20 protein-coding genes and 1 pseudogene are annotated in these 25,476 nt (G+C 65.5%); 14 read left to right on the top strand and 7 right to left on the bottom strand.

What is annotated here, in order from left to right; translation table 11 throughout:
• Together DRF71_RS20375 and DRF71_RS20370 are read left to right on the top strand one after the other, a co-directional pair.
• Positions 1 to 1,935, top strand: a complete 1,935-nt coding sequence (locus DRF71_RS20375) for an acyl-CoA synthetase (RefSeq protein ID WP_232831613.1) — start codon at positions 1 to 3, stop codon at positions 1,933 to 1,935.
• 104 nt (positions 1,936 to 2,039) lie between these two features.
• Positions 2,040 to 2,591 (top strand): hypothetical protein, encoded by a 552-nt coding sequence (locus DRF71_RS20370; protein ID WP_112312378.1) that lies wholly within the window; start codon positions 2,040 to 2,042, stop codon positions 2,589 to 2,591.
• A gap of 1,096 nt (positions 2,592 to 3,687) precedes the next feature.
• On the opposite strand, the gene DRF71_RS20360 is transcribed toward DRF71_RS20370, so the two are convergent.
• Together DRF71_RS20360 and DRF71_RS20355 are read right to left on the bottom strand one after the other, a co-directional pair.
• A complete protein-coding gene (locus tag DRF71_RS20360) occupies positions 3,688 to 4,344 on the bottom strand; it encodes an FMN-binding negative transcriptional regulator (RefSeq protein WP_112312377.1) in 657 nt (218 codons plus the stop codon).
• A gap of 164 nt (positions 4,345 to 4,508) precedes the next feature.
• Complete coding sequence (locus DRF71_RS20355) at positions 4,509 to 5,561, bottom strand: ABC transporter substrate-binding protein (protein WP_112312713.1); 1,053 nt, start codon at positions 5,559 to 5,561, stop codon at positions 4,509 to 4,511.
• Between the two features lie 211 nt (positions 5,562 to 5,772).
• Between DRF71_RS20355 and tam the strand changes: the two genes are divergently transcribed.
• On the top strand, positions 5,773 to 6,543 hold the full coding sequence (gene tam / locus DRF71_RS20350) for a trans-aconitate 2-methyltransferase (protein ID WP_112312376.1): 771 nt from the start codon (positions 5,773 to 5,775) through the stop codon (positions 6,541 to 6,543).
• Positions 6,544 to 6,787: 244 nt separating this feature from the next.
• Here tam and DRF71_RS20345 read toward each other — a convergent pair whose 3' ends face one another.
• Positions 6,788 to 7,438: a major capsid protein gene (locus DRF71_RS20345; protein WP_232831612.1), complete on the bottom strand. Its 651-nt coding sequence runs from the start codon at positions 7,436 to 7,438 to the stop codon at positions 6,788 to 6,790.
• A 72-nt stretch (positions 7,439 to 7,510) separates the two neighbouring features.
• Between DRF71_RS20345 and DRF71_RS28780 the strand changes: the two genes are divergently transcribed.
• The 4 genes from DRF71_RS28780 (at position 7,511) to DRF71_RS20330 (ending at position 14,008) form a co-directional block, all read left to right on the top strand.
• Entirely contained in the window at positions 7,511 to 7,660 is a 150-nt protein-coding gene (locus DRF71_RS28780) for a hypothetical protein (protein ID WP_232831611.1), read from the top strand.
• Positions 7,661 to 9,973: 2,313 nt separating this feature from the next.
• Entirely contained in the window at positions 9,974 to 12,175 is a 2,202-nt protein-coding gene (locus tag DRF71_RS20340) for a rhamnan synthesis F family protein (protein ID WP_232831610.1), read from the top strand.
• A complete protein-coding gene (locus DRF71_RS20335; RefSeq protein ID WP_112312375.1) occupies positions 12,168 to 13,298 on the top strand; it encodes a DegT/DnrJ/EryC1/StrS family aminotransferase in 1,131 nt (376 codons plus the stop codon). Before DRF71_RS20340 ends, DRF71_RS20335 begins: the two co-directional genes overlap by 8 nt.
• Positions 13,295 to 14,008 carry an LbetaH domain-containing protein gene (locus DRF71_RS20330; RefSeq protein ID WP_112312374.1) on the top strand — a complete coding sequence of 238 codons (714 nt, stop codon included), beginning with the start codon at positions 13,295 to 13,297 and terminating at the stop codon, positions 14,006 to 14,008. Before DRF71_RS20335 ends, DRF71_RS20330 begins: the two co-directional genes overlap by 4 nt.
• On the opposite strand, the gene DRF71_RS20325 is transcribed toward DRF71_RS20330, so the two are convergent.
• A complete protein-coding gene (locus DRF71_RS20325) occupies positions 13,959 to 15,533 on the bottom strand; it encodes a glycosyltransferase (protein WP_112312373.1) in 1,575 nt (524 codons plus the stop codon). The genes DRF71_RS20330 and DRF71_RS20325 overlap by 50 nt on opposite strands.
• A gap of 718 nt (positions 15,534 to 16,251) precedes the next feature.
• Between DRF71_RS20325 and DRF71_RS20315 the strand changes: the two genes are divergently transcribed.
• The 6 genes from DRF71_RS20315 to DRF71_RS29250 all read left to right on the top strand — a co-directional run bounded on the left by DRF71_RS20315 (position 16,252) and on the right by DRF71_RS29250 (position 21,749).
• The gene (locus DRF71_RS20315) at positions 16,252 to 17,484 is read left to right on the top strand and encodes an aminotransferase class V-fold PLP-dependent enzyme (protein WP_112312711.1); all 1,233 of its coding nucleotides are present in this window, start codon (positions 16,252 to 16,254) and stop codon (positions 17,482 to 17,484) included.
• A 171-nt stretch (positions 17,485 to 17,655) separates the two neighbouring features.
• Positions 17,656 to 18,870, top strand: a complete 1,215-nt coding sequence (locus DRF71_RS20310; RefSeq protein ID WP_112312371.1) for an SAM-dependent methyltransferase — start codon at positions 17,656 to 17,658, stop codon at positions 18,868 to 18,870.
• A gap of 70 nt (positions 18,871 to 18,940) precedes the next feature.
• Positions 18,941 to 19,387, top strand: coding sequence for a TrgA family protein (locus DRF71_RS20305; RefSeq protein ID WP_112312370.1), 447 nt, complete (start codon positions 18,941 to 18,943; stop codon positions 19,385 to 19,387).
• Positions 19,363 to 20,331: an NUDIX domain-containing protein gene (locus DRF71_RS20300; protein WP_112312369.1), complete on the top strand. Its 969-nt coding sequence runs from the start codon at positions 19,363 to 19,365 to the stop codon at positions 20,329 to 20,331. Before DRF71_RS20305 ends, DRF71_RS20300 begins: the two co-directional genes overlap by 25 nt.
• A gap of 210 nt (positions 20,332 to 20,541) precedes the next feature.
• The gene (locus DRF71_RS20295) at positions 20,542 to 21,201 is read left to right on the top strand and encodes a GntR family transcriptional regulator (protein ID WP_112312368.1); all 660 of its coding nucleotides are present in this window, start codon (positions 20,542 to 20,544) and stop codon (positions 21,199 to 21,201) included.
• A 53-nt stretch (positions 21,202 to 21,254) separates the two neighbouring features.
• Positions 21,255 to 21,749, top strand: a complete 495-nt coding sequence (locus DRF71_RS29250; RefSeq protein WP_332872070.1) for a DUF6538 domain-containing protein — start codon at positions 21,255 to 21,257, stop codon at positions 21,747 to 21,749.
• A 462-nt stretch (positions 21,750 to 22,211) separates the two neighbouring features.
• Here DRF71_RS29250 and DRF71_RS27630 read toward each other — a convergent pair whose 3' ends face one another.
• A complete protein-coding gene (locus DRF71_RS27630; protein ID WP_157971208.1) occupies positions 22,212 to 22,691 on the bottom strand; it encodes a hypothetical protein in 480 nt (159 codons plus the stop codon).
• Between the two features lie 124 nt (positions 22,692 to 22,815).
• Positions 22,816 to 23,001, bottom strand: a pseudogene (locus DRF71_RS28775) (hypothetical protein); the annotation flags it as partial.
• 278 nt (positions 23,002 to 23,279) lie between these two features.
• On the opposite strand from DRF71_RS28775, the gene pdxR reads away from it, so the two are divergent.
• Positions 23,280 to 24,770, top strand: coding sequence for a MocR-like pyridoxine biosynthesis transcription factor PdxR (gene pdxR / locus DRF71_RS20275; protein WP_112312364.1), 1,491 nt, complete (start codon positions 23,280 to 23,282; stop codon positions 24,768 to 24,770).
• Positions 24,771 to 24,778: 8 nt separating this feature from the next.
• On the opposite strand, the gene DRF71_RS20270 is transcribed toward pdxR, so the two are convergent.
• Positions 24,779 to 25,438 (bottom strand): SDR family NAD(P)-dependent oxidoreductase, encoded by a 660-nt coding sequence (locus DRF71_RS20270; protein ID WP_112312363.1) that lies wholly within the window; start codon positions 25,436 to 25,438, stop codon positions 24,779 to 24,781.
• Positions 25,439 to 25,476 lie beyond the last annotated feature (38 nt).

Genomic DNA, 25,476 nt, shown 5'->3' with positions numbered 1-25,476 from the left:
ATGTCCGATACTGGTCAGGGCCAAATGCCAGGCAATGCAGCGCAGAAGGTTTATGCGACCAGGGCAGATCTGAAGGCGCTGGAAGCCGAGATGCCCTGGGCCGCGCGCGACGTGTCCCGCACCATGTATGAGGCGCTGAGCCGGGTGAAAGCCGCCCATGGCTCGCGCCCGGCGATCAGCTATCAGCTGCTTTCCGACCCGGCGGCGCCGAAATCCAGCCTGAGCTGGGGCGGGCTGCATGACCAGGTGACGCGGGCGGCGAACCTGTTCCGCTCGCTGGGGGTCGGGCCCGATGATGTGGTGGCCTATGTGCTCCCGAATACGCTGGAAACGGCGGTGACGCTGCTTGGCGGCATGGTTGCGGGGATCGCCAATCCGATCAACCCGCTCCTGGAGCCGTCACAGATTTCCTCGATCCTGCGCGAGACCAGGGCGAAAGTGGTGGTGACGCTGCGCGCCTTCCCCAAGACCGATATCGCGCAGAAGGTCGCCGAGGCGGTTCGCCACGCGCCCAATGTGAAACATGTGCTGGAGATCGACCTCCTGACCTATCTGACGGGCGTGAAGAAGTTCATCGTACCGCTGGTCCGGCCGAAAAACCCGGTCGCCCATACGGCGGATGTGCAAAGCTTCCACACCGCGCTGGCCCGCCAGCCCGGCGACCGCCTGACCTTCCAGGATGATCCCGCCGACCGCGTTGCGGCCTATTTCCACACCGGCGGCACCACGGGGATGCCCAAGGTCGCGCAGCATAAAGTCTCGGGCATGATCTATAATGGCTGGATCGGCGCGACGTTGCTGTTTCGCGAGACCGATGTGGTCATGTGCCCGCTGCCATTGTTCCATGTCTTTGCGGTCTATCCGATCCTGATGTCGATGATCGCCTCTGGCGGGCATGTGGTCTTCCCGACCCCTGCCGGCTATCGGGGCGAGGGCGTATTCGACAATCTCTGGAAGCTGATCGAGCGCTATCGCTGCACCTATCTGATCACCGTGCCGACCGCTTTGGCCGCCTTGATGCAGCGCCCGGTCAATGCCGATATTTCCAGTCTCAGGAATGGCTTCTCGGGGTCGGCGCCGCTGCCGGTGGAGTTGTATAACCGCTTTAAAAAGGAAACCGGCGTCGAGATCGTCGAGGGTTACGGGCTGACCGAATGCACCTGTCTGGTCGCGGTAAACCCGCCTTCGGGGCAGAAAAAGATCGGCTCGGTCGGCCTGACCTTCCCCTATACCCATGTGCGGATCCTGAACCGTGACGGGGCGGGCGGCTTTACCGAGGCGGGCGTCGATGAGGTGGGCGAGATCTGCGTCGGCTCTCCCGGCGTTTTCGAGGGCTCGACCTATACCGAGGCCGATAAAAATCACGATCTTTTCGCCGAGGATCGCTTTCTGCGCACCGGCGATCTGGGCCGTATCGACCAGGACGGCTATCTTTTCATCACCGGCCGCGCCAAGGATCTGATCATCCGCGGCGGCCATAATATCGACCCTGCGGTGATCGAAGAGGCGCTGACGGGCCATCCGGCGGTGGCCATTGTGGGCGCCATCGGCCAGCCCGATCTGCATGCGGGCGAATTGCCTGCGGCCTATGTCGAGCTGGTCAAGGGATCGGATGCTACCGTGGCCGAGCTGATATCCTATGCCGAGAGCCATATTTCTGAACGCGCAGCGGTGCCGAAATATATCGAGATCCTGCCGGAACTGCCGAAAACCGCTGTGGGCAAGGTGTTCAAGCCGGATCTGCGCCGGCTCGCGATCATCCGCTGTTTCAACGCAGGTCTTGAGAAAGCGGGGCTCGCGGTGCGGGTGACCTCGGTGATCGAGGATAAAAAACGCGGTCTTGTGGCCCAGGTCGGCAAGGCAGGCGGGGTCAGCGATGCCCAGGTCGAGGCGGTGCTCGGCGGCTTTACCAGCCCCTGGGAATGGGCGCCCTGACCCCATTTCCAGGCTTTATGACAGGAGTTTTCATTTGATGATTCCCGTCTTTCGCAGCACTCTCGCTCTTGTGAACGGCAGTTGAACGTGAAGGACATCAGAGAATGAAACTGGCCAGGGTAATTTCCGGTCTCGCGCTTTCCGCCTCGCTCGCGCTGGCCCAGATCGGGCCTGCACTGGCATATTCCACCGAGATCCTCTTTCAGCACAAACAGTGGAAGGTGGATATCCATGGCTGGGATGATGGCGAGATTGGCTGTCGTGCCGTGGTCGGCGATGACAAGGAGAGCTTTGCGATCTGGATCTTCCAGGATGCGATGATCCAGTTGCAGTTCTTCTCTGCCTCCTGGGATTTCGGCACCGATGGCCAGGTCGCGGATCTGCGCGTCCAGATCGACAAGCGCGGGGGCTGGGATCTGACCTCGGCCAGCCTCAAGCAGAATTCGGTGACCTTCAACCTGCCCGACAGTGACGCGGCGGTGGATTTCGTGATGGAAATCGCGAAGGGCAACAAGCTGTTCCTGCGCTCGAAAGAGGGGAAGGACGTGCAGAATTATTCGCTGTCAGGCTCGAAAGCCTCGATCGAGTCGCTGCTGGAATGCGGCAATGCGATCACCAGCGGCGGATCCACAGCACCGTCGAACCCGTTCCAGTAAGGGGCTTGCCGGGAGGCACCCCTGATCCGGTACGCGAACAAGGCCAAATGGTCTCCTTGCCGTATGCGGCTGTCTGGATTGGTAGTTTTTTGGGCGTCCATGGGTGATGTGGGCGCGGTGCCTTTAGCTGCGGGGATTTCTGTCTGACGCTCGAGGGGGGGGCTTTCATAGGGCGGGAGGGGGGGCCATGACGGGGGGCGGGCACTGCCCCGCTGCGCCGGCGCAGGATCGAGCCATGTGCATCCGGTGCATGGGGAAGAAGGCCCGCATCCGTGTCATCCGGGGCTTCGCCTCTTTCCCGGAGCCTCCCGATACGGCCAGGCCGGAGGAGCCCCGGGCCTGGCCGCCCCATATGGCCGATGCGGGTATCACGCCCCGGCCTCCGACACCCCGCAGCGCTGCGGTTCTTTTCAGAATGGCCTGCGGGCGCGAAGATATGCAGCGGTTCATGCCGTTTCGGTCCGGCCGCGCCGGCGGCCCGTGGTTTTCAGCCTGAAGGCGGTTTCCGGCCTCCTGATGGCCGCGCCGGGGCCGGGGCTGACGGATCGGGTTGCGCCCGGCATCGCCTCTGCTGCGGGGCTTCAGGACTGCGGGCGGCCGGAGCCTGCACTCCCGGGATCGGCGCCATCGACAGGGCTCGGATGTCGATTCGTGTCGGGCAGGTCATGTCGGGCAGGGCAAGGGCCCGAAGGACCACAGGGTCATGCTGCCGCCCGGCCCGGCCCGGATCTGCTGTGCCTCTTCTGGCGCGAGGCGCGACACAAGGGCAGGCCGCGCCCTCGGCACGAGGGCAGGCCGCGTGTCCCGGCAGGCCCGGGATCAATCCGATCCCCCACGACATCCGGGCCGTGCTTTCGCCGGGGTCATGGCTGTGACGGCGCAATGGTTCTGGCGGTGCGATGGTTCTGGCTGGGTCATGGCTCTGGCGGGGGGAAGAAGGCCGCCAGGTTGCACGCCCTGCGCCACAGGATCGCGGACGCATCTTCCGGAGCCGAACCCCGATATCCGCGTGATCCAGCGGCTGCCGGGGCATGGCCGGGACCCGGCACCACGGCCCGATACACCCCTGGTGCCACCAGGACGATCCGCAACACCGTCAGCGCTTTCGAAGCGCTCCCGACGCTGCAAGGCCAGAACGGGCCAGGACAGCCGCGATAATCCCGGCGCGCGCGGGCTGCCCTTCCACCATGCCCAGACAGTCGCCGGTCTCGCGGTTCTGGCTGAGCTTTGACTTCGCAAGACCGCGCGTCGGGCTCATGCGGAAGGCAACGATGCCGGGCAGCATCTGCTCGGGATAATCCGCCGGCGCATCGGCCATCCGCCGGGCGTTTTCGCCGTTGAGGCGGCGCTCCTGGTTGCAGGTCAGCAGACCCACCGCCGCGCGTTTGGCGTGATCCTCATGCTGAACGCTCACCGTGCCACAGATATGCTCGACCTCGTAATGCCAGATGGGCACATGGCGGTGATGCTCTTGCCCGGTCGGGTAGAACCCGGGCGGGACACAGGCGTCGTCGCGCCGGAACACCGCGAGAACCTCCTGATCGGGGCGGATCAGCCGGTGCATTTCATTGCCGAGGGCGACATGGCCGATCAGCGCAGCATTGGGCGCGCGGAGCAGCGGCAGGTGGTTGGCGATCGGGCCGCTTTCAGTCCGGGCGATGACGCAGGCAAGCGGCGCCCCGTCAGGGAGGGTCGCGATGCTGGCCGCGCCGCCCTCTGCGACATGCGGAGAATATACAACCTGGCCTGCCATAATATGATGCGTATCGGGGGATCATGGCGCCCTGGCGGCGTGATCTCTGTCACCAGCCTCGGGAGCCAAATCGGCTGCGGGTGGACCGCCGAAGCCCCTGATCCAGATAAAAAGCCCCCGGCGGATCGCTCTGCCGGGGGCACATAAAAACGGTCAGGAGGGAGTCAGAGCCCCATCTTGATCAGCTCGAACTCTTCCAAGAGGCGCGCGCGCAGATCCGGGTCCATCGGGGTCTGGCGGAACAGCGTGGTGCTGACCGGATCAAGGAAGGCGGCTTTCAGCTTTTCGGGATCGACGGCATCGGTCGCGGCCTTGTTCGTATTGGCATAGCCGATGGCTTCGATGATCGCCGGCAGGCTTTCCACCGCGAACATCGAATTCACCCAGTCATAAACCTTGTCTTCCTTGCCGGGGCCGTCCTTCATATTGACGAAACCGCAGAAGAAGGTGGTCGAGCCTTCCGCCGGCGAGCGGTTGAAGCCAACCGGGAAGCCATCGGCCTGCAACAGCGCAACCGGGTCATTCCAGGACCAGGCGACCTCGACCTCTCCGCTTGCCATCAGCTGCGCCAGTTCCGACGGGTCCGACCACCAGGAGCGCACATTCGGCGCGGCCTCGCGCAGCCAGGCGGCGGCGGCGGCGATCTGATCATCGGTCACCTCATCCCAGGAGGTGGTGCCGGTGGCAAGGAATCCAAGCGCCCAGGCGTCATCGGAATTGTCCGAAATCGCGATCTTGCCTTTGAATTCCGGGTTCAGGAAGACATTGAGCGAGGCGACCTTGTCCTCTGACACCTTGTCTTTGTTATAGGCGATGGCGGTATAGGCGAAATCGTAGGGGATGAACCAGACGCCCTGATCATCCTTGATGTGTTGCGATTCCAGCAGCTCCGGGTCGATATTCTTGAAAGCCTCGATCTTCGAGATATCCCAGGGCTCGATCAGCCCGGCCTCGCGGTAATTCGGCACGGCGCCAGGGCAGGGATGGACCACATCGGCCTTGAAGCCCGAGGAAACCTTCTGGAAGGCCTCATCGTCATCCGCATAGAAGGCATAGGTCGGTTTTTGCCCGTGTTTCGCGACATAGGGGGCCAGCGCGCCGTCGATTTCCCAGCCTGCCCAGTCAAAGACAGTCAGCTCGGGGTCGGCGGCCTGCGCAGCGGTGGCGAGCGCGATGGCCGAGGCGGCTCCGGCGAGATAAGAAAGGCAACGGGTCATTGTGACTCCTCTGGCGGTTGCTGTCGTCTGCCTGCGGCGGGAAAGCCGCAGACGGCTTGTCATTCCCGAGGCTATGACAGGTGAATTTCTCTCACAAGCATCTTTGATCGCGGCAAACGGCTTTCCGCTGTACCGAGACCGGGAGAGGGTTTCGGCGCCTGCTTTGCGGGCGGCGGCAGCTGGGGCGGCACAACGGAAGGGGAGCAGCGATATGGGCTGGTCGGCAGGGCAATATGCGAAATTCCTTGATGCACGGACGCGACCGGCGCGGGATCTGTTGGCGGCGGTTCCGCTGGAGGAGGCCCGCGAGGTGAGCGATCTGGGATCGGGCCCGGGGAATTCCACCGCACTCCTGCGTGAGAGGTTCGGCACGGCGCGGATCACCGGCATCGACACGGATGCCGATATGCTGCGCATGGCGCGCGAGGCCTTGCCCGATTGCCGCTTTGAAGAGGCGGATATCGCGATCTGGCAGGCCGGGCGGCCGCAGGATCTGATCTTTGCCAATGCCTCACTGCAATGGATCCCTGATCACCGGAGCCTCTTTCCCCGGCTGCTGGCACAGCTTGCCCCGGGCGGTGTTCTGGCGGTGCAGATGCCGGATAATCTGCAAGAGCCGACCCATATCGCGATGCACGGAATTGCTGCCGGTCCCCGCTGGGCCGCGCGGCTTGAAAGGGCGCGGGCAAGGCGGCTGCCCTTGCTGGATGCGGGCGCGTTGCAGGCCTTGCTGCGGCCGGGCTGCAGCCGTCTCGACATCTGGCGCACGGTTTATCATTTCGAGCTGCAGGGCCTTGATGCCGTTATCGAATGGTTCCTGGGCTCGGCGCTGCGACAACTGCTGGCGCCGCTGAGCGAGGCAGAGCGTGGCGACTTCCTCGCCGCCTTTCGCGCGCGGATCGCACCCTTTTATCCCGAACAGGGCGGGCGGATCTTGCTGCCCTTCCCCCGCGCCTTTTTCGTCGCAACCCGGGCCGGGTAGCGGATCGGTCTGCAATGCCTTTTTTGCAGGGCCCGCGTTTTTCCAGGGCCGGTTGAGCCGCTTCGGGCAGTGCTGCAAGCCTTCGATCCTGTGCCGGCGGGACATATCCTGAAGCAGGATCATCCGCGCGTGTGCCCGCGTCAGCGCCGATGATAAGCGGGCGGCGTTCAGCGGTGACCGGGGGATCCAGCTGTCGTTGCTCTCGTCGAGACGAGGTTTGCGAACCTGCGAATAGCCCGACAATTCATACCCGAAAGATCACAGGTGTAGCCGAAGGCCGGACCTGGTACTTCCCGCCATCGGGCACATAGGCGAGGATCGCATCGTCGTCCCGCATATCGGTGGCGGCAGCGGTGTCAGCAGCCGTTTCGGGGCAGGATACCTTTTCACCGACAACAACACGCTTCAGCTGAAGGGTACGGGCCAGCATCTTTAGCGTGATCGAACCGGCGCTGGCATATTTGACCTGCTCCCTGATCGCGGCATGCTCGCACAGGGCGTTCGCGCCGTTTGGCCCAGGGATCAGGGTGTTCGGATAGCGGCCCGTCATCCTGCGGACTGCCTCTTTCCCTGCCTTGATATCTGCCCGAGGCGTCGCGGCAGTCTGGGTCCAGCGCGCGTTGGCGGTCAGCGTGACCTTGTTCGAGGCCGCATAATTGGCCGCATTACGCGCCATCGTCGCGCGTTCGTATTCAAGGTTCAGGTCGATGCTGCCGCGAACCATATCGACGGCGCCGCTCGCCAGATTGACGCCAGGGACCGAGCCGGCCTCTTCCAGGTGCTCAATCGGCAGGGCAGCCTTAGGCGGATCCTGCACCAGCCCGACCGGATCCGAGGCGAAGCCATACTGGACGCGCTTTTTGTCGGCGCCGGGCGCGCGCCGGGTGTTCAGCATGCGGAAGCTTTCCTTGCCGAACTTCAGAACGCGCATCGAGCGGTTCGTGACGGTGACGCGCGGAAACAGCAGGTGCGGGATATTCCCGGCATTGCGGTAGCCGCGCGCATGCGTCGACGGGATGACGTCGACGACCTGGGCGGTGCGGGTGCCGGAGATGATCCCGATGCGGTTGCGGTGTTTCTGGCGGCGCCTGTCGTGCCTGATGGGCTGTCCATGTGATTTACGGCCAGAAATGCGGGGCCTTAACCCCTTTTCAGGGCATCTCTGAACCGGTCAGCATCATACCCCCCGGCGCCGGGCACCCATTCTGCCTTCGGAAAGTGCAGCAGTGCCCGCATCGTGACTGCGCCTCTCCTGCCGTCCTGAAAAGGCGGATCGGGCGGTCATCGGCATCCGCGACGGCGTGTCGTCTGGTGGCGAGGCCCCCCTCTGGCTCAGCCGATTACGCCCACTGGTCTTCGCGCCCCCTCTTTTGACCGCAGCCCCGAGACCCTGCGATGCGCCCTGAGGTCCTTGCGCAGGCGCATCCGAACCCATGGGCTTCGCCTGCTCACAGGGGTCATCACCGTCTTCGGGCCGCCCCGGACGTTCCGCCAGACCGGCCCAGGATAATGTGATCCTCAGCCATGCCATGGCCGAAACCCGGGCCAGCTGGTTTGCGCGCTGAGGCGGGGCGGCCGGGTAAGCGATGGTCACGCGCGAATAAATCAGACCTGGACGGCCTTCCAACAGGCTTTGATTGCGGCCCCTTGGCTGACGCGCATGCCCCTTGGTGCTGGATTACATCGGCCGGTGTCGCGCCCAGGGCGGTCGGGACATGGCGTTGAGGGGATCGGTGACGCTATCGGCCGTGACCAGGCCTGCGGCACTGACCCGGGCGCGGCCATAAATGCCGGCGGCCAGCGTGACCGCCAGGCTGTCACCGCCGTCAACTCCCAGCTGCCAGACACCTCCGGTGGCCCCGCCTCGGGCGGAGCAGGGCCGTCTCATGGCGGGCGCAATGGCCCGCAATCTGCCGCAGCCCCGGACGGCAGACGATGCCTGAGGACCTGCGCAGGTGCCTCACTGGCGCAGTTGTCGGGTGCCCGGCTGGACGGTCTTCATCCCCCGCTGTGACGGGGCCGGACACATTATTCTGTGACCCACCATGCCGGGCCTGCGAGAACGATTACGACACGCGGATCTTCCGGCGCGCCGACTTCCAGCGCGCCGATTTCCAGCACCTCGCCGATCAGCTTGCCAGCCTCAGGGGCAGGTTCATCCTGTCACGCGATGATGTGCCCGAGGTGAGGACAGTCTTTGCCGGTTTTCACATTGACGGGGTGGCGACCATTTGCACGATCAACCGACGCGGCGGCGGCGCTGATCCCTCACGGTCAGGAAGCCACCTGATACCGCCCCATATTTGCCGATCCTGACAGTTTTTCACGCCGGAAACCCCTGCAAGGCAGTACACAGGCATAACTGCCCGCGTTTCTCTTATATATTGGTTCAGGCACCCTGTGTTCGAAGGTTTCCGGCGTCTGGTCGGAAACCTTGTCTCAGGACCCATAGCCGAATTGCTGGTCTCGCGAGGCACTTGCGGCGGCATTTTCACTGAAATGCCCGCCTTTCCGCAGGCTTAGCTACAACAGGGCAGTGCATGCCGGATGAGGGCTGAATGCCGGTCAGATGCACGCGCGCCCCGAGCGCTCATTCTCACCCTGCTGATTTCATACCAATCCTCACCGCATCACGGCCTGTTCTGTCAGTATTTCAACGGGATATGCGGAGGCCAGAGGGTGTCCGGCCCCGTTCGGATGCGGCGATCCCGCCTGCACCGACCACCGTGGACATGCCTTCGCGCTGCTGCCCGGCCGCATATCCCTGCTTCGCCTGCCACGGCAAGGACCTGGCTCAGACCCTGGGACGCGGCAGTCGGCAGACCGGCTCTCCGCAGAGGGGCGGGATGGGCATTGCCGCGAATTCATCTCCCCGGACCTGGATCCCGAAACCTGGATCCCCGGTCCTGGATCCCCGGGCCTGTGGCAATGAGGTCGCTCCGGACGTCTCCGGCCAGGGAAAAGCTGCCGATAGCGGCCTCATTTTACGCCGGCGAAAACAGGTCCCCGGCCTGTTTTTGGTCCCGCCTTACTTGCAACAGCAAGCTGCGGACAGAATGCCTGAACGCGCGCTGGCTCATGGGGCCTGCGGATACCCGCGAACGGCCGGAGGCCCGGCGCAGAGACTGCAACGAGCTCTGGCCTCGCAGCGCGATCAGATATAATCCGCCGATCAACCGGCAGGGTCCCGGGGCCGGAACCTGCCCTCCGGGACCAGCGCCGCGAAACCCGAAACCGGGGGGCTGGGCAAGCTCCCGGGCCGTCATCTCGTCTGTGGCATGCATTCCTCAGCAGGCACCCGTTATCCGTTCCCACGATCCGGTGATGCCCGGCACTTGTTGACGCGGAGACGAAGAAACTGGAATAATTCGCGTCAGGCAGTAGATCGGCCTGCGCTGCATAATAACAAGTAAAGCTCTGCGAGCCGGGATTGAGCATTCGCGTTTGCATCAGGATCAATGCGACCAGGGCCAACCAGGCTTCCTGGGGCGAGACCGCCTATGCCGGGTGCCTTGCACAGGCGATGCGCAAGGATCACGGATGCGAAACCGTTTTACTGTTTCGGGGCGAGCGGCCCGGGCCATCGAGGCTGCCCTCGGTTCTGCTGCAGATATCGGGGCCACATCTGGAAGAGCCGGTGTCCGGCCTGCCCAACCTTCTGTGGATGCTCAGCCCACCGAATGTGGCGCCGAAAGGCATGCTGGCGCGCTATCAGGCCCTCTTTATCGCCGCGCGGCATCTTACCGCACAGTATCGTGGCCTTGGCCTTGATGCGGAATATCTGCCGCAGGCAACCGATACGACACATTTCCACCCGTCCCGGCGGCCATCCGGCAGCGCAGAGATCCCGCTGGTCTTTGTCGGTGCCTATGCGTCCCGGGTCAGTCGGCAGATTGTTCTTGATGCAGTCCGGACGGGATTCGAGCCGCAGATCTGGGGGCCGGGCTGGCAGGATGTCGTGCCGCGCCATCTCTGGCAGGGCGAGCGACTGAACCATGACGAGCTGGCCGATGTCTATGCGCGCGCCCGTGTCGTGCTGAACAGCCATATGGCGAGCATGGCCGCACTCGGGTTTATGAGCAATCGCAGCTATGATGCGCTCGCCTCGGGGGCGGCGGTGGTATCGGACCCGGTTCTCGGCCATACCGGGGCGGAACTGCCGGAAGTCCGGCAGGTGAACAGCCCCGCGGCATTGGCTCGGACGCTGAAGACCTTGCTGGAGGGACCGGCTCCTGACGCGGAGGCGCGTCTGGCCCTGCATGGGCGGATGGTGGCGCAGCATGATTTCAGCCAGCGCGCGCTGGTGATCCTTGCCCGGGCGCGCAGGGCGCTGGCGGCGGGAGAGGTTGCCCGTCCCGCTTTTGGTGCAGGGCTGCCTGGCCCCGACCCCGGTCCGGAAACCGGTGCGGCGCCCGTGGTGACGGATGAGGTTGTCTCGGCCCTGCTGGCCGCCGCGCGCGATATTGCGATGGTCGCGCGGCATCTGGACCAGGCTGCCCCTTCTGCCTTGCCCGATCCCGCCCCGGCATCGCCGCTGATCAATGGCCTTTCGGCGGATGTTCACGAGATCAGGGACATTGCCCGGGGCGGCAACCCCGCCGCGCAATCCGCCCGGCTGGAGACCATTGCCGCCCGCGCCCGCAGGCTTGCCGAAGCGGTGGAAGATCAGACCTCGCCCCTGTGCCTGCGCACGAACCCGACCGAGCAGGAGCTCATTCTCGCGCGGGTGATGACCAATACCCCGCTCTGGGCGCATGCTCCGACAGATTTCGACCGGGGGCGCGGCAAGACCGGCCTGCCGCTGCCGCAGCGTAAGCTGCCTTCGGTGCCCAAGCGCCCGGTCGGTGTGTTCCTGCACCTTTACTATGATGATCTGGCGCCGGTCTTTGCCGAAAGACTGCGTCGGATCGCGGTTCCTCTGTCTCTTTACGTCTCGACCGATACGGCAGAGAAAGCCGCCCGGATCCGCGATCATCTGCCGGGGGCAGAGATCCGGGTCTTCGCCAATCGGGGGCGCGACATCTGGCCCAAGCTTTACGGCTTCGCTTCGGCCTATGCCGCGCATGACCTGGTGCTGCATCTGCATGGCAAACGCTCGCCGCATTCCGACAGGCTGGATGACTGGCTGGCGCATATCCTCGACTGCCTCGTCGGATCCGGGGCCGAGGTGAACCGGATCCTGTCTTTTTTCGAGAAGATCCCGACGCTTGGCATGGTGGTGCCGATCACCTTCCGCGCTGTACTGGGCGCGGCGCATTGGGGGTGCAATCGCGATATCGCCAGGGAACTGGCGCGGCGCATGGCGCTGCCCGGCGCATCGCCCGATGCCTTGCCCGACGATAACAGCCTGCGGTTTCCGGTCGGCTCGATGTTCTGGGCGCGCAGCGCTGCGATCCGCCCTTTGCTCGACCTGGGGCTGGGGCAGGAGGCTTTCGCCCCCGAGGCGGGCCAGGTCGATGCCACGCTTGCCCATGCGATCGAGCGGATGCTGGGCGTCACCTGTCGCGCCACCGGCCACCATATCCTGCCGGTGCTGGGTGCGGGCTCGCGGCTGCATCGCAGACACCAGGTCCCCTTCACCTCGAACCGCGATCTGCGCAGCGCTCTTGAAAGCGGGGTTTTTGATGGATGATCTGCCGCTGATCCTGTTCGGTGCCCCGATGCTGCCCGATCCCGCCAGGCTGGCAGAGCTGACCGCCGGGGCGCTGGCGGCGGCCTGGCTGACCAATGGCGGCGCCCTGCATATGCGGCTGGAACAGGCGCTTGCCACCACACAGGCGCCGGGGGATGCCGTCAGCCTGACCTCTTCGGGCACGATGGCCCTGACGCTGGCGCTGATGCTGGGAAACCTGCCCCCCGGCGCCGAGGTCATCACCACGCCTCTCAGCTTTGCCGCAACCGCCCAGGCCATTGCCGGGCTGGGGCTGGTGCCGGTTTTCGCCGATGTGGACCCCGTTACGCTGACCCTTTGCCCGAGGGCGGTCGAGGCGGCGATCACGCCGCGCACCGGCGCAATCCTGCCGGTGCATTTTCTGGGTGTGCCTTGCGATGTGGCAGCGCTGAGCGGGATCGCCGGCCGCCATGGTCTCTGGCTGGTCTATGATGCGGCCCATGCTTACGGCGTAACGGTGGAGGGGGTGCCGATTGGCCATTTCGGTGATGCCTCGGCCTTTTCGCTGCATGCGACCAAGATCATGCATACGGTCGAGGGGGGCTTTGTCGTCACCCGTGCGGAAAGCGCCACGAATCTGCGCCGGATGCGGAATTTCGGGCTGGAGCAGGGGCGTCCCACCGGCCCCGGTCTGAACGGCAAACTCTCCGAGCTGCATGCCGCCATGGGCCTTGCACTGCTGCCCGGCCTGCCAGAGGAACTCGCCGCCCGCAATGCCTTGCGCCGGGTCTATGACCGTGCCCTTGCCGGGCTGCCGGGCCTGTCTCTGCAAGGCGGGAAGCCAGCGGCTCCGGGCTATTACAGCCTGCGCCTCGCCCCGGATCTGCGGGCCGGGCTGCATCTGGCCCTTGCCGAACAGGGTATCTTCGCCCGCGACCATTTCCCGCTGCTCTGCGGCCCGGGAACCTGCTGGCAGGGACAGCGGATCATCACCGCCGGGGGCGGCCCCGCCCTTGCGCCCGGTCTCGCGCCGCAAATCCTGTGCCTCCCCTTTCATGGCCGGATCACCGCCTCGGATGCGCAGCGGGTCTGCGAGGCGGTCACGCGTTTCTGCACCACCCGCCCGACAAAGAGGCCAGCATGAAAGCCACCACCGAATTCGACGAGATCACCGTCTTCGGCGCGCGCGGGCACAGTCTGATGATCCTGCGCGGGCTGGAGGAAGCCTGGCTGGGCAGGGTGCGCATCCGCGCCCTGATCGACGATATCGAAAACGGCTTTCTGCATCCGGAGCTGGGCATTCCGGTGATCTCATCGGCAGAGCGGCTTCAGCGATACCTGGATCTGCCCATCCTGCTGACGCCCGGCAGCCCGGCGCTGCGCGCCCGGATGGCCGCGCAATTCGCGGACGAGGGTGCGATATTCGCCACGGCCTGCCATCCCGGGCAGATCCATGTCGATCCGGCGGCGGTCTATGGCGCGGGCAGTCTTTGTTCCCCGCTGACCCGGATCGGCCCGGGGGTCGGGATCGGAGCCGGCGCGCAGGTTCTGGGCACGGTGGTCGGCCATGATGTCCTGATCGGGGCCTTCACGACGGTCGGTTTCGGCTGCATGATCTCTGGTCATGTCACAATCGGCGAGGGGGTGACCCTGGCGCCGAATGCGGTGATCGCGAATGGCACCCGCGCCCGCCCGCTGCGCATCGGGGACGGCGCGGTGATCGGCGTGGGCGCCGCGGTCTTGCGGGATGTGGCCCCGGGCGCGCGGATGGTCGGCAATCCGGCGATGCCCATGCGGGACTGGATCAGGCTGCGCCGTCTGATCTCTGGCCAAAGCGGGCAAGGATCGCGCTGACATAGGCGTCAAACCCTGCTTCCCGCCGGGTATGGCGGCGCAGCGTCCGGCGGGTTCCGGCGGTCACCGCGTCAGCCCTTGCAAGGGCCGCCGCGACAAAGCCGGTCTCATCTGCCGGCGGAACGAACTGGCCAACACCCTCGGTCAGTCCGATCAGCCCGATATCGGCGGCGTAACCGACAAAGGGCGTCCCCATTGCCGCCGCATGGATTGCCGTTGTCGGCCCGGGATCCTGGCGGGATGTCAGCAGATAGGCATCTGCCACCCGATACCAGGCCAGGCTGTCCGCGACGAAACCCGGCAGCGTCAGCGCCATACCCCCAGCCAGTGCCTCGCGCGCCAGAGCCTGCGCCCAGTCGTCCAGCGCGCCCAGCCAGACGAAACGCGCATCGGGCCGCGCCCCGGCAATCCGTCGCGCCGCATCAAGAAACAGATCGAACCCCTTGCGCCGGTCGGCATGGCCGGCCCCGACGAAAACCGGCCCTGACCCGGATCGCCGCCAGGCGTGCAGGCGCCGGAACGCCGCCAGCGATGTCGGTGGCAGCCTGATGCCGGGCCGCAGTTGCGTGATTTCCCCTCCGATCGCGGCGGCAAGCTCCCGCGCCATCCCCGGCATCGAGGCCACCAGCCCCGCACCGGCCGCATGCGCTGCCCGCAGATGCGGCATCAGGCTCTGATCGCGGATATAATCCGGCATTTCATGGATCATCAGCAGGCAATCCAGCCCGGCTTTGGCCAGCGGTATCACCATCTCTGCCGCCGCCGCCGTATTGACCAGAACCGGCATGCAAGGCGGCATGGCAGCCGCAAACCCCGCCAGGTCCCAGCCCTCAGCCATGATGAAAACCGGACCGGCGGCGCGGAAGGTCTCCAGCAACGGTCCGGCATTGGCGAGGAGGCACACCGGATCAAACCCGCGCGCCCGCAACGCCCGCGCCAGATCGAGGGTCAGGATCGGCACGCCCGCCTGCTGAGCATCATGGGTCACCAGCAGGATCGGCCGGGGCAGGCCTGCAAGGACCCGCGCCATTGCCTCGCACGAGGCTGCGGCATCTCTTGGCAGCGCCCTGGGCAGGTGACCCAGAGCAGCGCCCGCGGTCACATAGTGGCGAAATGCATGCATCTGTCCCAGCGGCAGGTAGCAGCGCCGGTAAAAGCCCGCATCGAAACCGGACGAGGGGGAGCGCCCCTCACCATCGCCGTAACGGAAGAAATGCAAAACGGCCTCTGCGCCCAATCCGGTCAGGTCGGGACTGGCGGCACTATACTCTTCCGGCACGATCAGAGGATGGGATTGCCGCAGCCGCCCCTGCGCGATGCGCGACAGAAAATCCTCGAATGCCGTGCCGCCGCGCTTGTTCCAGTTCCTGTGGCGCGCTTTATAAAAGCGCGTGGAAAAGTAAGGCGACGGGTCGAAGCCGACCGCATCGCCCTGGCTTTGAAAATGCTGCCAGGCCTGCTCTGGCGCCAGTTTCCTGCCGAGCTGCCGGCAATAATAATCGGTGTCGAAGAGTTCAGCCGGCATCGTTCATTCCATAAGCTTCAGAAACACCATGAGCCGATCCGCGATCTGGCCACAAGCAGGATGAGGGCGGCCAGCCGGGTTCGGGCCTGCGCCGGTGTTTGCCGCGCTGAAGGGCATTGCGGCGGCGACTGGAGGGCGATTGACCGGGGATATGCAACCGAAGCTTTGCCTGAATGCTGGCGCTGTCTGCCCGGATCCGGAAGACGTCGGAGCGCGATACAAGAGCCGGCATGGCTCTTGGCTGAACACCCCGAGAGGCCGGTGGAACCGCCGCAAGGCGCCAGGGGCCAGGCGCCTGAGGGGCAGAAGAGGATGACACCGCCGGCGAAGCGACTGTTTCAGCGGTCTGTTGAGGCATCCGGCCCCGGATCTTTGGTTGCTGCATCCCCAGGAAACCGGGCAGGCTGATCGGATTGGGGGGCGGCGGTTCCGTCACGGCCTCCGGATCGTGTCTGCCTGCGCGGCGCGCAAACCCGACAGCACAAGGGCGCGAGGCTTCAGGCTTCGGAAGAACCAGGTGCCCGGGCGCGAGGGGGCTTGCCTTTTGGCCGTGCGCGCCGCAGTCTCGGCGCTGATCCCCGGCTGAGACCGGGATCTGGACCGGCGGGAGACATCGCCGGTTCTGGCTGGAAGACCTGCTGCGACCAGGGGCCGGGAAGCCGGACCTTGCGCAGTCCTGGCGCATCCCTGTTTCGCAGCGCGACAACAGGGATATATGATGAGCCTGCTTGATCTTGATTTCACCCGCAAACAGTTTCCGGCCTTTTCCTCGCCGGTGCTGTCGACCCATGCTTTCTTTGAGAATGCCGGGGGCAGCTATCCCTGTATCCAGGTGATCGAGCGCCTGACGCGCTTTTACCATGACCGCAAGGTGCAGCCCTACGGGCCCTATCCGGGCGCCCGGGCCGGAGGTGCCGAGATGGATGAGGCACGAAGCCGTCTGGCGGCGATGATGGCGGTCAAACCCGCCCAGGTCTCGTTCGGGCCCTCGACCAGCGCCAATACCTATGTGCTGGCGCAAGCTGTGCGGGCCTGGCTGAAAGGCGATGCAAAGGCTGCGATCGTGGTGACGAACCAGGATCACGAGGCGAATTCCGGCGTCTGGCGGCGCCTGGCCGATGAGGGTATCGAGGTCCGGGAATGGCGGGTCGATCCTTCGGGCGGCTCGCTGGATCCGGAGGATCTGAGCGCGCTTCTGGCGGATGGCCGGGTGCGGCTGGTGGCGTTCCCGCATTGCTCGAATGTGATCGCCGAGGTGAATGATGTGGCGGCGATTTCCGCGCTGGCCCATGCGGCGGGGGCAAAGGTGGTGGTGGACGGCGTGTCTTACGCGCCGCATGGATTCCCGGATTTCCCGGCGCTTGGCTGTGATGCCTATCTGTTTTCCGCCTATAAGACCTATGGCCCGCATCAGGGGATCATGGTGCTGGACGAGGCTTTCGGCATGGCGCTGCCGGGCCAGGCGCATTTCTTCAATCATGGGGCCTTGTATAAGCGCCATACCCCGGCCGGGCCGGATCATGCCCAGGTCGCGGCCTGTGCCGGGATGGCGGATTATGTCGATGCGCTGGCGGGTCATCACGGCATCTCGGGCGATGCGGCGGCGCGCAATCGCGGCGTCCATGACCTGATGCGGGCGCAGGAGGAGGTGGTGATCCAGCCTTTGCTCGACTATCTGGCGGCACGCAATGATCTGCGGCTGATCGGCCCGCGCGAGGCCGCGCGCCGCGCGCCGACGGTGGCGGTAGAGCTGTCCGGTGCGGCCGAGCCGGTCTCGGAAGAGCTGGGCCGGCGCGGCATTGCCTGCTGGGCGGGGGATTTCTATGCTGTCAGGCCGCTGGAGGCGCTTGGCATCGCGCGTGAGAAGGGCGTGCTGCGGCTTTCGGCGGTGCATTACACCAGCGCGGAAGACGTGGCGCGGCTGATCGGGGCGCTGGACGCGGTGCTGTGACGGCGGACTGATGAGGCAGCCGGGGGGCCAGCCCCCCGGACCCCCCGGAGTATTTCGGTCAAGAGGAAAGGGGGGGGCAGGAAAGGCTTGTCTGACAGGGGGATCCAGGGGATCCTTGCGAGGAAGGGTATTCAGGGAAGCGAGAAGGCATCAGTCAGAGCGGGGGAAGTCATGGATTTTCTCACTTCGACCACAGGTCAGGCCGGGTTGCCGCGCTATTTTTCGCAGGTATTCCGCCATGTTCTGGGGCTGCGAAACGGCAGGCTGGATTTCGTTTTGCCCGATGGGCGGCGGTTTCGTGCGGAAGGGCCGGGGCCGGGACCGGCGGCAGAGGTGCAGGTGGTCAGCCGCGATCTCTTTGCCCGGCTGATCCGTGAGGGCGAGCTGGGTTTTTCCGAGGCGTTTGTCGATGGCGACTGGCAGACGCCGGATCTTCAGGCCTTTCTCGATCTGATCCTGATGCCGGGCAATCTGGTTGTGCCCGACAGTTTCCCCGGTGCGGGGCTGATACGCGGGCTGGAACGGCTGCGCTTCTGGTTCCATTCGAACAGCCGCGCCCAGGCCAGGCGCAATATCGCGGCGCATTATGATCTGGGGAACGAGTTCTACCGGCTCTGGCTGGATGAGAGCATGACCTATTCCTCGGCCCTGTTCCGCACCGGGCGGGAGAGCCTGGAACGCGCCCAGGCGCAAAAATATGCCGCCCTCCTGGAAAGGATCGGCGCGAAGCCTGGCGAGCATCTGCTGGAAATCGGCTGCGGCTGGGGCGGATTTGCCGAATTTGCCGCCGGGCGCGGCATGCGGGTCACCGGGCTGACGATCAGCCCGGCGCAGCATGAATTCGCGACCGAGCGCATTCGCCGCGCCGGTCTCGCCGACCGCGTCACCATCCGGCTGGAGGATTACCGCGACCATCACGGGCTTTATGACGGGATCGCCAGTATCGAGATGTTCGAGGCGGTGGGCGAGAAATACTGGCCGGTCTATTTCCGGGGCCTTGCCGACCGGCTGCGGCCGGGCAGGAATGCGGTCCTCCAGATCATCACCATCGCCGAGGATCGCTGGCCGCGTTATCGCGCCTCGGTCGATTTCATCCAGAAATACATCTTTCCCGGGGGCATGCTGCCCTCTCCGGGTGCTTTGCGCGATCAGGCAAGGCGGGCAGGGCTGCTGGTCACGGGCTCGGCAGAATTCGGGCAAAGCTACAGCCAGACGCTCAGGCGCTGGCATGAGACCTTCCTCGCGCGCTGGCAGGAGATCCGGGCGCTTGGCTTTGACGACCGTTTCCGCCGCCTGTGGGAGTTCTATCTGGCCGCCTGTGCCGGCGCTTTTCGCGGCCAGAACTGCGATGTGACACAGATTACCTTAACTCGTCCCGCAAATTGACAAAATCTGGCGTGACTTTGCGGATTGAGTGAAACAGTCTGGGTGGACCTTTCGGGGTCTGAGGAGTGCAATGCCGACATCCGCAAAACTGGTTGCCGCCTTCTGGTTCGGCCTGATGGGCTGGCTTGCGGCCAATGCCCATCTTCCGGCGCTTCCCGATGGCGGGGCGGGGGGGGCAATGATGTTCCGCAGCATCTCGGCGGTGATCGGGTTGCTGTGCGGCTGGAAGATCATGGGCAATGGCGTCGGATCGACCTATCCCGATTCCATCGGCTCGGGGCTGAAGACCTCGATCGTGATGGCGTTTTTTGCGCTGCTTGTGTTCTCGGGCCGGCAGATGGTCTCTGAATCCATGAAGATGCGCTATGAGGGACCGATGGATGCCATGCTGGGCTGGTTCACCAAAATGATCGAGAATGGCAGGGATATGCTTACGGTCGGCGTGCTGGGCGTGCTGATCGTCGCCGGGGTTTTCGGCGGGCCGATCACCGAATGGGCCTGGCGGCGCTGGCGGTGAGCGGGGTGGAATTCCCGGATGAGGATCCGCGTTTCGCGGATTGCCCGGGCCTGAGGGACCTGGTTCTGGGCAGGCTGATTCCGGGCGCGCTGGATCCGGGGCCGCTGGATCCGGGGGCGGGGGCCGCCGCGGCCGCGGCGCGGCTGGCCTTCTGGCAGCAGGCGACGGGGGGCGAGGCGGCGGGTGATCCGGCGCTGGAATTGCAGCTTGCCCGTGACATCCTCGCACAACGTGCTGCCGCCACGGCGGCGGATCTTTACCATTTGCGCGGACCGATGCTGTCCTGCGCAGCCTCGACCCTGCGCGCAGCCGGGCAAAGCCGCGCCAATGGCCCTACCGATGCGACCGTCAGGGCGGAAAGTCTGGACCATCCGTTTCGCGGCTTTTTCGCCGTGGCGCAGGCGAGGCTCCGGCACCGGCAGTTTGCCGGCGGCATGAGCGGGCCGCTTTTGCGCGAGGCCTTTGTCGCCACCGATGCGGTGACGCTGCTGCCTTATGATCCGCGTCGCGATCATGTGCTGCTGGTCGAGCAGTTCCGCATGGGTCCCTGGATAAGGGGTGAGGCGCGGCCCTGGCTGATCGAGGCGGTGGCGGGCCGGATCGACGCCGGCGAAACCCCCGAAGAGGCCGCGCGGCGCGAAGCGCAGGAGGAGGCCGGCATCTCTGTCGGCGCGCTTTTCCATGTGGCGGATTATTACCCCTCACCCGGCGCCCATACGGAATATATCTGGTCGCTGGTCGGGCTCTCTGATCTGCCCGAGGACAGCAGCGGCCTTTTCGGGCTGGCGGCCGAGGGTGAGGATATCCGCACCCATGTGATCTCCTTTGATGCGGCGATGGCCTGGATGGGCGAGGGCAGGCTGGCCAATGCGCCGCTGATCCTCTCGCTTTTGTGGCTGGCCCGCGAACGGCCTGCCTTGCGCCGGGCGGCGGGTCTGGCCTGAACGCCACGTCCGCCGCCCCCTCCCCCCCCGCCGCCACTGGCGAAAGCGGTGCGTTTTTCACGCAGCCGCAGGTTTCCCGCCTGTTACACTTGATCCGGACCTGGCGGCTGGTCATAACTCTGCCTCAGCCGCCGGGGAGGCCGCCATGGGGCGGGACGAAAAGCGTGCCGCCGGTGCGATGCCGGGAGGTTCAGGGCCGGATTGACCGATATGGATGCAGAGAGCCGCAAGATCCCGACCCATGAGGTCACCTATTCGCGGCTGCGCGATATGATCCTCTTTGGCGCGCTGGCGCCGGGGCAACCGGTGACCATCCAGGGGCTGACGACGGAACTCGATGCCGGCATGACGCCGGTGCGCGAGGCGATCCGGCGGCTGGCGGCCGAGGGGGCGCTGATGCCGCAGGGCAATCGCCGGGTCTCGGTGCCGCAGATGACGGAATCGGTGCTGGATCAGCTGGCCTGGGCGCGGCTGGCGATCGAGCCGCAGCTCGCGCGGCTTGCCATGCGGGCGATGGAGCCGACGCTGATCCGCCGCCTGCGGCTGTTGGATGAACGGGTGAATACCGCGATCAGCGAGGGCGATATCGCCGCCTATCTGCGGTTCAACCATGCCTTCCATTTCGCGCTTTACGAGGCGGCGGATGCACCGGTGCTGCTCGATATCGCGCAATCTCTCTGGCTGCGCGCCGGCCCGTCTTTGCGGCTGGTGATGGGACGGCTGGGTGGTGCCGGTCTGCCCGATCAGCATGCCGAGGCGCTGGCGGCGATGGAGGCGGACGATGCCGAGGCGCTGGTGGCTGCGATCACCCAGGATATCGGTCAGGGCGTGGGTCAGGTCCGTCTCGCGCTGGCCGAGGGAGCGTTCTGACCGCTTTCGTCCCTGCCCGGTTGCGTAGTCTCCGGCGGGGATGTTTGGAGGTTATGGCAGCTGTTTGTGCTTTGAAGTCAATGAGGTGGGTCGGCGACTCACCCCATGGCGTCACACAGATGTGTCACACATTCCCGGCTCGTGGTTTCAAGGCCCGCCTCTTTCTTGGGGCCGTCATGGGCAAACACCTTCATCTATTCCGGCGCGGGGCCGTCCTCTGCTGGCGCCGGCGGGTGCCGGAGTTATCCACGTCTATCAACATGTTGCAGCTGTCTTTGCGGACCGGGATGCGGGCGGAAGCCTGTATGATCGCCCGGAAGCTGACCGTCGAGAGTGATCGCATGTTGACCCGCAACCTGATCTCGGCAGAGGCGGCCCGCACCTGGCTGTCCCACTTGATCACCGAAGCACTGGCCCCGATCCGCCGGCTGGATCGGGTGACCCGGCTGGATCCGCTGGGCCGGGCTGCGAGCGATATCCGGGCCGACCGGGCCACCGCCACCGCCTGGCGGCTGATGGCCGGGCACGGCCCCCGGGGCCGATCCTGAGCCGTCTGTCGTTGACCGGCTGATCGGGGATGGCGCCCCCCTGCCGATTTGTCGACGCTGGAGACCACGCTGGCCATGCTGGCGGGTGACATGCGGTCAGAGGTGAGGATGCGCCGGACCGCATCCGAATTCAGAACGGTGACGGGATCGGCGTAACCTCCCGACAACTCGGCCCTGTTGCAGCTGCGTCGCCTCCTGATCGGGGGGCCGCGCGGCGGCCTATGCTCAACGGGAAACCGTGCTGGGGGCCGGACCCGGATCATGGCCGATATGGCAGAGCAGATCGTGGCCGGGATCATGGCGCGGGACCGTCTGGGCTGGCCTGAGCAGGATGCCCCGCCCGATGCCGACCCGGGACCGAGCCAGCGGCAGCCGGTGCCCGCCTGCTCCAACCCCCTCCAATCGTGGCGGCACCGCCGCCGCAGCCTGCGCCGGCAGAGGTCTTCGACCCCTCGGTGCAGGCTACGACGGAACGGCTGAATGCGGCCCGGCTGGAGATTCGCAAGCATCTGGTTCAGAAGGATGGCCTCCCGAACGGACGTCCGAGACCATGGAGCGGTCGCGGCTGGTGACGGCCCGGCTGTTCACGCAGGCTCCCGGCGTTGAGGATGCCGCCAGGCACATCTGTCCTTGTTCTGCGATATCTGGCGGCTCTTGCCCGGCAGCTGGGGCAAGAGCAAAGAGGATGTCACCCGCCCTGTCGAAGAGGCTTTCACGCAGGCGGCCAGGCTCCCGCCCCGGCAGGTCGGTTTCGCCGTGGCCACGATCAACCGGCATCTGGATGTGATGGCGCCTATCCTCGCCCGAGCCGAAGAGGATGGCATTCCGGTTGATCCCAGGCTGCAACCGAAGAAACTGCGGCTGCGCGGGCGCCTCCCGCCAGCTCGCGCTGAACCTCATGCCTGTCCAGGTCGTGCCGATTGTCGTCGTCAGGATCGTCACGCCGTCTTCGGGGGGCGCCCGGCAGCTCTTTGAGGGGTGCGCTGACTGGGATCACTGCGCGCCTGCCAGTCTTGCGTTGCCGCAGGAGGATATGATTGCCGTATAACCGGGTCTGTTGAACAAATCAGCTGAAGGCGTAGGCTCTCCTTTCCACCGGGCAGACTTGCCCCGGGGCCTCTGTGACGGGGATGCCGCATGCGGTGAAGCCGTTCAGGACGGCACCGTGGACCTGGGACATTGCGACCTGACGGTCGAAGTCGCTGGCGGACAGGCGCTGGCCCGGCAGCGTGACGCGATGCATCCGGTCGTCGGGAGTGCAGTCCATTGGACTGTTTTCTGATCCTGCTCCATCTGTCAGCCAGAATAGATTGAGGGTCTCATCAGACCCTCTGAAACAGGTCAAAGCAGTGCAATCAACGGAGCCTGACCCTGAATATCCCGGGGGGAGGCCGCCGGAACGGCGGTCGGGGGCAGCGCCCCGCTGCGCGGTTGGTCGGCGGGAGGTCAGCTTTCCATTGCCGGGCGCGGTATATGCAGCGTATATCGCCAGACAGATTGTGGATTTCAGTCCAGTCGGGGGCGCGGCAGATGGCCATACCTGTTGAGGCGTTTTTCCTGGCCATGGGTGCGGCGGGCACGTTGCAAAGCCGCATCCGGGCCATGGTGACCGATGGTATCCTCTCGGGCCGGTTCCGGCCGGGGCAGAAGATGCCCTCATCGCGCGGGCTGGCGGTGCATCTGGGGATCTCGCGCATCACGGTGACGCTGGCTTACGGCGATCTGGTCTCCTCGGATTACCTGACCTCACGCGGGCGCTCGGGCTATTACGTCTCGGAAAACGCGCCGCGGGCGCCGGATTTTCCGAGCCCCGCCCGCCCCGCCGAAGAGGTTGATTACCGCGCCTTTTCCGGTGGCCGTTTCACCCGTGCCATGCAGGGCGTCGAGCGCCCCGATGACTGGGAGCGCTATCCCTGGCCCTTTATCTACGGGCAAAGTGATGCGACCTTGTTCGACCATCAGAACTGGCGGGCCTGTGCGCTCAGGGCGCTTGGGCGGCGGGATTTCTCGACGCTGACCTCGGATTTCTACGAGCGCGACGATCCGGCGCTGATCGAGCAGGTGCTGCGTGTGATCCTGCCGAGGCGCGGCATTGCGGCCGGCCCGGATGAGGTATTGCTGACCATGGGGGCGCAGAACGCGCTCTGGATCGCGACCGGGATCCTCCTGGGCGAGCCTGCGCGGGGCCATCGTGCGGTGATCGAGAACCCGTGCTATCAGGGCATTCGCCGGGTGCTGGAGGTCTCGGGCGCCGATGTGATCTCGCTGGATGTCGATGAGGGAGGCTTGCCATTGTCGGGCTTTGCGCCCGGGGGCCAGGTCAGGCGCGGCGATGTGGTCTATGTCACACCGTCGCATCAGGCGCCGACCAATGCGACCATGGCGCTGGAGCGGCGGCTGAAGCTGCTGGAAGCCGCCAGCCGTGAGGATTTCATCATCATCGAAGATGATTACGAATTCGAGATGAGTTTCCTGAAACCCGTCTCACCCGCGCTGAAGTCTTTGGACAAGGCGGGGCGGGTGATCTATGCGGGCTCGTTTTCCAAGTCGATTTTTCCGGGGATGCGGCTGGGCTATCTGGTGGCGCCGCCCGGCTTTATCGCCGAGGCGCGGGCACTGAGGGCGATGGCGCTGAAACATCCGCCGGGCCATATCCAGCGCACCGTCGCCTATTTCCTTGCCGAGGGGCACTATGATGCGCTGATCAACCGGATGCGCAATGCCTTCCGCCGGCGCCGTCAGGGGATGGAGGAGGCGATCCTGGCCGAGGGGCTGACCATTGCCGGCCAGGGCGGCTATGGGGGCTCGTCATTCTGGATGCGGGCACCTTTGGGTGTCGATACGGCGCAGGTGGCGCGGGATCTGCGCAAGGAGGGGGTGCTGATCGAGCCGGGTGAGAGCTTTTTCGACCCTGCCCGCGTGGCGCGGAACTATTACCGGCTGGCCTATTCCTCGATCCAGCCGGCGCGGATTCCCGAAGGTATTCAGAAGATTGCCCGCGCCATGGCTGCTGTCGGCTGAGTAGGGGTTCAGTTGAGAGCGAGGTCGAGAAGGCGCGCGGCCTCGATCTTCGGATCGGCAAGCGGGCTGCGGTCTTCGCCGGGATGGAAGCGGGCGCGCAGAGCGGTCGGCATCGGCTGCGGCGTGGCGATCACCACTTTCGGGCCGATGCGGCGGGTTTCCTGTTCCCAGGCGCGGGCGAGCGCCATTTGCCCGGCCTTGGTCGCACCATAGGCGGCAGAATTGGCATGGCCGGGGAAAGGGTCATCGGGGATCAGCGCTGTTCCCTGACCGGCACGCAACAGGGGCTCGACCAGGGTGATCAGCAGCGAGCTCGCACGCAGATTGGTGGCGATTGACTTGTCGAGATCCTTCAGATCGACCGAAGAGGCCGGGGCGAGGGCGGTCGCATGGATCGCGGTATGGGCCCAGAAGCCGAGGCCCCCCCAGCGGTCATGGATCGAGCGGCAGAGATGGCGCATGGCGTCTTCGTTGGTGACGTCCATCGGGGCGAGGGTCAGGCTGCCGGCGCCGGGCAGGCCATGGGCTTTGACGCGGTCATCGAGATCTTCCAGCCCGCCGGTGGTGCGCGCCACCGCCACCACATGCCAGCCGCGCAGCGCCAGTTGCTCGGCGAGGCCCGCACCAAGGCCACGGGAGGCGCCGGTGATCAGGGCGATTTTGGACATTGGGCGGCTCCGATGGCTGGTGCTGGGGCGGTTGACGG

Source organism: Pseudogemmobacter bohemicus (assembly GCF_003290025.1).
In the GTDB taxonomy this organism is placed as follows: Bacteria; Pseudomonadota; Alphaproteobacteria; order Rhodobacterales; family Rhodobacteraceae; genus Pseudogemmobacter; species Pseudogemmobacter bohemicus.
The sequence above is the reverse complement of the archived record's forward strand: the minus strand, read 5'-3'. Positions and strand labels throughout refer to the sequence as shown.

Bases quoted from the DNA above. Each gene is read 5' to 3' on its own strand.
- DRF71_RS20375 (WP_232831613.1), top strand. From the start codon at position 1: ATGTCCGATACTGGTCAGGGCCAAATGCCAGGCAATGCAGCGCAGAAG.
- DRF71_RS20370 (WP_112312378.1), top strand. From the start codon at position 2,040: ATGAAACTGGCCAGGGTAATTTCCGGTCTCGCGCTTTCCGCCTCGCTC.
- DRF71_RS20360 (WP_112312377.1), bottom strand. From the start codon at position 4,344: ATGGCAGGCCAGGTTGTATATTCTCCGCATGTCGCAGAGGGCGGCGCG.
- DRF71_RS20355 (WP_112312713.1), bottom strand. From the start codon at position 5,561: ATGACCCGTTGCCTTTCTTATCTCGCCGGAGCCGCCTCGGCCATCGCG.
- tam (WP_112312376.1), top strand. From the start codon at position 5,773: ATGGGCTGGTCGGCAGGGCAATATGCGAAATTCCTTGATGCACGGACG.
- DRF71_RS20345 (WP_232831612.1), bottom strand. From the start codon at position 7,438: ATGCTGAACACCCGGCGCGCGCCCGGCGCCGACAAAAAGCGCGTCCAG.
- DRF71_RS20335 (WP_112312375.1), top strand. From the start codon at position 12,168: ATGGATGATCTGCCGCTGATCCTGTTCGGTGCCCCGATGCTGCCCGAT.
- DRF71_RS20330 (WP_112312374.1), top strand. From the start codon at position 13,295: ATGAAAGCCACCACCGAATTCGACGAGATCACCGTCTTCGGCGCGCGC.
- DRF71_RS20325 (WP_112312373.1), bottom strand. From the start codon at position 15,533: ATGCCGGCTGAACTCTTCGACACCGATTATTATTGCCGGCAGCTCGGC.
- DRF71_RS20315 (WP_112312711.1), top strand. From the start codon at position 16,252: ATGAGCCTGCTTGATCTTGATTTCACCCGCAAACAGTTTCCGGCCTTT.
- DRF71_RS20310 (WP_112312371.1), top strand. From the start codon at position 17,656: ATGGATTTTCTCACTTCGACCACAGGTCAGGCCGGGTTGCCGCGCTAT.
- DRF71_RS20305 (WP_112312370.1), top strand. From the start codon at position 18,941: ATGCCGACATCCGCAAAACTGGTTGCCGCCTTCTGGTTCGGCCTGATG.
- DRF71_RS20300 (WP_112312369.1), top strand. From the start codon at position 19,363: ATGGGCCTGGCGGCGCTGGCGGTGAGCGGGGTGGAATTCCCGGATGAG.
- DRF71_RS20295 (WP_112312368.1), top strand. From the start codon at position 20,542: ATGGATGCAGAGAGCCGCAAGATCCCGACCCATGAGGTCACCTATTCG.
- DRF71_RS29250 (WP_332872070.1), top strand. From the start codon at position 21,255: ATGGCAGCTGTTTGTGCTTTGAAGTCAATGAGGTGGGTCGGCGACTCA.
- pdxR (WP_112312364.1), top strand. From the start codon at position 23,280: ATGGCCATACCTGTTGAGGCGTTTTTCCTGGCCATGGGTGCGGCGGGC.
- DRF71_RS20270 (WP_112312363.1), bottom strand. From the start codon at position 25,438: ATGTCCAAAATCGCCCTGATCACCGGCGCCTCCCGTGGCCTTGGTGCG.